This is a genomic window from Coleofasciculus sp. C1-SOL-03 (genome assembly GCF_040220555.1).
In the GTDB taxonomy this organism is placed as follows: Bacteria; Cyanobacteriota; Cyanobacteriia; order Cyanobacteriales; family Coleofasciculaceae; genus Coleofasciculus.
The window spans coordinates 24,839-31,503 of sequence record NZ_JAVJUO010000048.1; the positions used below are offsets into that span (position 1 = coordinate 24,839).

The 6,665-nt window shown below is 45.3% G+C and carries 4 protein-coding genes; 1 reads left to right on the plus strand and 3 read right to left on the minus strand.

The annotated features are described in order from the left end of the window. The first annotated feature begins 194 nt into the window (after window positions 1-194). Window positions 195-2,930, plus strand: a complete 2,736-nt coding sequence (locus RIE73_RS07180; protein WP_446400538.1) for a CHAT domain-containing protein — start codon at window positions 195-197, stop codon at window positions 2,928-2,930. On the opposite strand, the gene RIE73_RS07185 is transcribed toward RIE73_RS07180, so the two are convergent. The 3 genes from RIE73_RS07185 to RIE73_RS07195 all read right to left on the minus strand — a co-directional run bounded on the left by RIE73_RS07185 (window position 2,905) and on the right by RIE73_RS07195 (window position 6,496). Then, entirely contained in the window at window positions 2,905-3,747 is an 843-nt protein-coding gene (locus RIE73_RS07185) for a DUF928 domain-containing protein (RefSeq protein ID WP_446400539.1), read from the minus strand. The genes RIE73_RS07180 and RIE73_RS07185 overlap by 26 nt on opposite strands. A gap of 77 nt (window positions 3,748-3,824) precedes the next feature. Beyond that, window positions 3,825-4,964, minus strand: coding sequence for an Rpn family recombination-promoting nuclease/putative transposase (locus RIE73_RS07190; protein ID WP_446400540.1), 1,140 nt, complete (start codon window positions 4,962-4,964; stop codon window positions 3,825-3,827). A 197-nt stretch (window positions 4,965-5,161) separates the two neighbouring features. Continuing rightward, window positions 5,162-6,496, minus strand: a complete 1,335-nt coding sequence (locus RIE73_RS07195) for a hypothetical protein (RefSeq protein ID WP_446400541.1) — start codon at window positions 6,494-6,496, stop codon at window positions 5,162-5,164. Window positions 6,497-6,665: the final 169 nt, after the last annotated feature.

The following is a 6,665-nucleotide window of genomic DNA, read 5'->3' on the forward strand; positions in this document are numbered from 1 at the left end:
AGGGTGCGTTAGCGAAGCGTAACGCACCGACTGATCCCATTAGCTACAATTGTCTGAGGTGTTTGTAGTAAGCGCTAAAGCGCTTGTGACCAACATAAATCTAAAAGGTTTAATGAGATGAAATGCCTAGTATCCTTATGTGTAAATAAGATATCAAAGGGCTGTGTTCCTCAGAAGTTTAATGGGTTAGCCAAATGAGAAATTTATGCTTTTCTCGAATCGTGCGATCGCTTAAGCTTGTAGTCAGCGCTTCAGCGCTTATGGCACTAAAGTGCCTACTACGAACGATGGTGCGATCGCTCCTCTTGGCTCTGTTGGGGTTAAGCTTAAGTCTGGGTATCCATACAGTACCTCAGGTACGGGCAGAACTCCCCGCTGCCCCGGATAATCTAGCCTTAGTACAAGTCGGCAAAAATCACTACGATACAGGAAAATTTACTAAAGCTGTACAGATTTTACAACAAGCGGCACAGGGGTATGCTGAGACTGGAAATACTCTCCAGCAAGCTCAAGTATTCAGTCTGTTGTCATTAACGTATCAGAAATTGGGACAGTGGCAAGCGGCTGAACAAGCGATTCAAACCAGTCTGTCTTTACTCGAAACTGTACCTGAAGCTAACCCAAGGGTTCGCGCTCAAATTTTCAATGCTCAAGGGCGGCTCCAATTAGCTACAGGCAACGCTGAAGCCGCATTAGCCACTTGGGAAAAGGCAGAAAATTTTTATCAGCAAGCGGGTGATCCCGTCGGGGCGATTGGCAGTAAAATTAATCAAACCGAGGCAATGCAATCTCTGGGATTATATCGACGCACCAAGCAACTTTATCAGCGGCTAGAACAAGCTCTTTTCGGGTTAGACGATTCACCTGTTAAGGTGGCTGGATTACAAAATTTTGGGACTATTTTGCGACAAGGAGGGGATTTAGAAAAATCTCAAGACATTCTCAGCCAAAGTTTAGCCTTAACCCAAACCTTGGGCTTGCCGCAACAGGAAAGTAAAATATTGCTAAGTTTAGGGAATACAGAGCAAACCTTAGCTCAACGCGCTAAAGTGTTTGAAAATTCCTCAGGCGAAGACTATATCCAAGCTGCTCTAACTCACTATCAACAGGCGGCAATGAAGGCGACGCTTCCGTTAACCCGAATTCAAGCTCAACTCAATCAATTGAATTTATTAATTGAGACTGATTCTCTATCACCGAATCAAGACTTATTGTCCTCAATTTCAGCCGGATTATCCACTTTACCCGCTAGTCGGGCTTCTGTCTATGCTCATGTTAACTTCGCTGAAAGTTTGCTCAATATGTCAGAACTCATGACACAGCAGCAAGGCACTAATGATAGTGTGGCAATCTTAAATACAGCGATTCAACAAGCTGAAGAGTTAGAAGACAAACGGGCAATATCCTATAGTTTGGGTACTTTAGGTAAGCTCTATGAAAAAAAACAAGATTGGACAAATGCCAAAACTGTGACCGAAAATGCACTCCTAATTGCTCAACAGATGAACGCAGCAGATATTGCCTATCAATGGCAATGGCAAATGGGGCGATTACTGCAAGCCCAAATCCAAGAGAGTTCTCAAAATCTGCCTGTTAATCCAGACGCGATCGCCTACTATGATAAAGCGGTTAAGACACTCAATAATTTACGCGGAGATTTAGTTGCTCTCAATCCCGAAATTCAGTTTTCCTTCCGAGAAACCGTCGAACCCGTTTATCGGCAATTCGTCGATTTACTCCTGCGTTCTCCCACTCCCAGCAAAAAAAATTTGATCCAAGCCCGCCAGATCATGGAAGACTTGCAACTGGCTGAACTGGATAACTTCTTTCGCGATGCTTGTGCCACACCAGAAGCCGTGAATATTGATAACGTCGATCCTCAATCCGCGATCGTTTATCCGATTATATTATCTAATCGCTTGGATATCATTATTAAATTACCTGGACAAGATAACCTGCGCCACTATGCTCATCAAGATGTCTCAGAAACACAAGTTGATCAAGCCGTGGAAAAATTTCGTGATGATTTAACTAAACGCAGTACGAGTATCAGTGGCATTAAACAGGATGCAGCCCAACTTTATGATTGGTTAATTCGCCCCTTTGAAGCTGATTTAGATGCAGCCAACTCAGATAACCCCGCCGTTAAAACCTTAGTCTTTGTCCTCGATGGTTCCTTACGCAATATTCCCCCTTCTACTCTCTATGACGGAGAAAACTATTTAATTGAGCGGTATGCGGTAGCGTTAACACCCGGTTTACAACTCCTAGAACCCAAACCCCTGAAACGCGAGAATTTCCGAGCGCTGATTGCGGGAACACCCAATGCACCAAGCTTTGAAGCAGAAGGATTTTCTCCCCTAGATAATGTTGCTGATGAGTTAGCCGGAATCCAAGAACAAATCAGCCTGAATCAAGTTTTAGACAATCAAGACTTTGAGCAAGAAAATATCCGCAATCAGATTAATCAAGAACCCTTTAATCTGGTACATATTGCCACCCACAGCAAGTTTAGTTCTAATCCCCAAAAAACCTTTATTTTAGACTGGAGTGGGCGAATTAATGTTCAGGATTTAGATGATTTATTACGCGCCAATGAAACCAATCGTACCACTGCGATCGAATTACTGGTTTTGAGTGCTTGCGAGACAGCTACTGGGGATAAGCGTGCGGCATTGGGATTAGCTGGAATTGCGGTGCGAGCGGGCGCCCGCAGTACAGTGGCGACATTATGGCAAGTAAACGACGCATCCACCGCCGAATTTATGCAACGGTTTTACGAACAGTTAAAAGCACCTCAACGGAGTAAAGCTGAAGCGCTGCGGCAAACTCAAATTGCTTTCTTAACCGAGTACCCGGATGATCCGGATAAAGATTACCTACGCCCTTATCACTGGGCGCCTTTTATTCTGATTGGGAATTGGTTATAGCCTCATCCACTATAACACTGCCAATAATGGGTTCTTGCTTAATTTCTGTTAACCCAATTCGTTCATCCCCCAAAAGGTTTAGCCAGATACTTTCTAATGTGTCATCTTCAGGGTATTTCAAACGTAATTGAGCCAATTCTGTAAGCAGATCGTACCACATATCGTGACGGGCATAAGCGGCAACTCGTTCTAGGGAATTTTTTGCCTGATTTAATTCCGCCTCAAGTTCAGGAGGTTGGGAAACTCGTCGCACAAATCCTGTTAGTGATGCTGGCGTCAGTCGAGTTGTTGATTCCTGAGATTGTCTTGAACGAGGACAACTGATTTCAAAATACCAGCGATAGGTTTTATCTCTTTCTAACGGCGTTTCTGTTTTGGGAATAGTGACACTAACAATTCCGGGTGTGGCTGGCAGTTTAAAGGTGGTGCGATAAATATCATTTTCCCCCTGTTGGATAGAAAATTCTCCAGAGGATACTTTGTCTGAACTGTAGGGAACATAAATCCAAAAGGTGGGATGTTCACTCACGGTTAATTGAAAGTTTTTGCCACCTGCCATGCGCGTCAGAAGCAGATCTCCTTCCTGGTATTCACAGTCACCACGAGTACCTGTTCCATTGTCGGTTTGAGGAGTACCGCCACCAGTATCATCAGGTAAATTCGGCAGGAGAGAGGGAATCGAGATTGGCTCAAAAATCGTATTTGATGGTTGAACCTGTGCCGTCGCTGGGGCAAGAGTAGTCATTAAACTAATAATAATGCCAAGGGCTAGTACGGGTTGACTACGAGGGAGAAACATCACGTTTAAAATATTCATATCTCACTTCATAAAAATACTAGAGGATAAGTAGGTGGACACAATTAAAGTTAACGGTTGAGATTAGGGTAAGACTCTCATCGCTCAATTGCATGTTGCACCATGGCTTTGTTGACTGGTGTGGATAGAGTTTGAAGGGTGTCAGGGTTCGTCACAAGTTTCTCTACTGTCGCGCTCAACAACCGGGAGCAAATTTGACGCCAAGCCTCAAGTTGTGCTGTATGTGCTTCCTGCTGGCACCATTGTGCGATCGCGTATGACAAGTCTTCTAGTTGATCGGGTAAGGGTTGAATTAACTCAGCTAAGTCAGCTAAGTCTTGTGGGGAGAAAAGCTGGCGTTGCTCATTTAACAGTTCAACAAAAGCGATAACATTTTGCTGCTCAAATAACTTAACAACCTCTTGGACAAATTCCAGGGGCAAATCTAAACCTTCAGCAATCATCTCCACACTCAAACCCAACTTGATCAGGCGTAGTATAGCGGTTAACTTGGCTTTAAGTTCGCCTCGTTGTTCACCTCGTTGTTCACCTCGCTGTTCACCTCGTTGTTCACCTTCAGAAAACCCTTCTTGCTTGGCTTCCTGATACACTTTGGTTTGTTTGAGTTCACTTAATCCTAACATGGCTTCTATCTCCTTGCGGCTTTTTTGCGGTAATTTATAAACGATGATTGTTTCGATTAAATCAATCAAGTCTCTTTTTGTGCTTGGATCAGCGATCTGGACTTGGGCTTGGTTGATTAACTGCCTTGCCACTGTCGGTGCTGTCTGTTGATTCTCTATCACTAGCTTAACAATGTTTACCCCCACCGAACCCGATGCGTCTGTTTCTAACTCGTCCAAGTAAATCCGTTGCACTCGACTGAATAGTTCCCTAAATTGTAACGGTTGTTCTCGTTCAATTCGGCGACTGGGGTAAATCACTACAACCCGCCAGGGATGAGGGGGTTTGTATTGATTTAGAAAGATAAACAGTTCTGTAAATAAACGATAGTATAAATTCTCATCGGGTTGGAACTGAACTTCGACGACGTAGAAGGGTTGGTTTGAGGTTGGGTTCTTGGGTAAAAATAAACCATCGAGTCGAAATGAGAGTTGTTTGATTTCACGGGAGGTGAATTCATACGTCGCTGCTTGTGCTGTGGATTGGTTAATCAGTTCAAAGAAGATACTGGGAAACTCTTTAAACAGGCTATAGAAGATGGTGTCAGTTTTCACATTCTCCTGGGGTAAACGTCACAGAGTTGACAAGGGGTAGTATGGCAACCTCTGTGACTCAAAATTTCTATAGCGGCGGTATTGACAAAATCAACAAGATATGAATAAAGACAATGAGAGGGAGAGTAGGTCAGAGGTGTTCGTGTAGGGTGTGTTAGCGAAGCGTAACGCACCTTTCCCACTGCGTAAGTCCTGTCTTATTCAGAGCAGTTTATTGAACTCAACCAATTTCCATGTGGCGTTACCCTTGTTGGTTCAGCGGTGAGAATTACAGTACCCTTGGCATCTCGATACCAACCTTGAGCCTCGATAATTCGCTTGGGTTGGTTGTCTGGGGTTTGTTGATGGACTTTCCCTTCCCCAGACGCGCCATGGCGCGTCTCTACATCCTGGGTAGGATTAGCAGTGGATTCACTCTCAGACTCAATCCGCCAATCTTCCCAAGTCGCCTCCGGGTTGAGGGGTGCCTGGGGAGGTGTGGGTAAGCCGCCGCGCCCAGTGACAATAAAGCTGCTCCCTTGAGCCGCTTGACAAAGATTCTGTTCGACTAATCGGGTGACATCCACCAACTCCCCTGGTAATTCTACCAACCCTCTGGCGGGGTCAAGGGGTACATTGAGTTGTATTTCACCGGAAGCGCCAAACTGGGAACTGGCGTCAATGTCGTTGGTGCGATTTCCGGGAATGGCTCGACGTTCCTCAATGCCAAAGATACCTTCACCGTTGATAATAATCCGTCCCCCGTCGCCTCGTTCGGCATTGGCAATAATATCACTACCGTTGACACCTTCTGGAGGCAGGGCAATCAGGAAGATACTGTTAATATTAATATTACCGCCATTAGCATCCTCGAAAGCTGTGGCAGAAATCAGACTTTCATCGGTTATCAGCAAGGTGTTGAGGTTTTGCAGACGGATATTGGCACCGCCTTCAATCCCACTGGTACCGGTTTCTGCGGTGACTTGACCTTGGTTTAATTCTAGGGAATTTGCCCCGATAGTCAGGTTCCCGGCTTGTTCAGAGGGACTACTAACGGTGATTTGCGCCCCATCTTCTACCGATAGTCTCTGGGTGATGATATCTAAGTTTCCCGCTGGACCCCCTGTGGTTGCACTGGCGCGGATACCACTATCCCCGCTCAGTTGGATAAAGTCTTTGGCATCAATGCTTACATCTCCCGCCCTGGTATCACTGCGGGTTTCGGCAGAAATTAGAGCGTCGTTGGTTACGGTTAAAGAGCCACTTTCAATTTCCACTCCCCGAGAATTACCCTTGGCTCCCGGTTGCACTGTACTAAAAACACCACTGGAGAATCCTTGACTATCTTCCCCATCCAATAAGATGCTATCGGTTGCCCGAATAACTATCTTCCCGGCATTTCCTTCTCCCAATGTAGTGGCATCAATTCGAGCGCCATTGGTTAAGGCTAAAGAGCCACTTTCAATGTCCACGCCCCTAGAATTTCCCTTGGCTTCCGGTTGCACTGTACTAAAAACACCACTGGGGAATCCTTGACTATCTTCCCCATCCAATAAAATGGTATCAGTCGCCCGAATTACTACCTTACCTGCATCTCCTTCTGCAAATGTAGTGGCAGAAATTCTACCGCCATTGGTTGCGCTTTAAGAGCCACTCTCAATGTTCACTCCCTCAGAATTTCCCTTGGCTCCCGATGCCACGGCGCTAAAAACACCACTGACT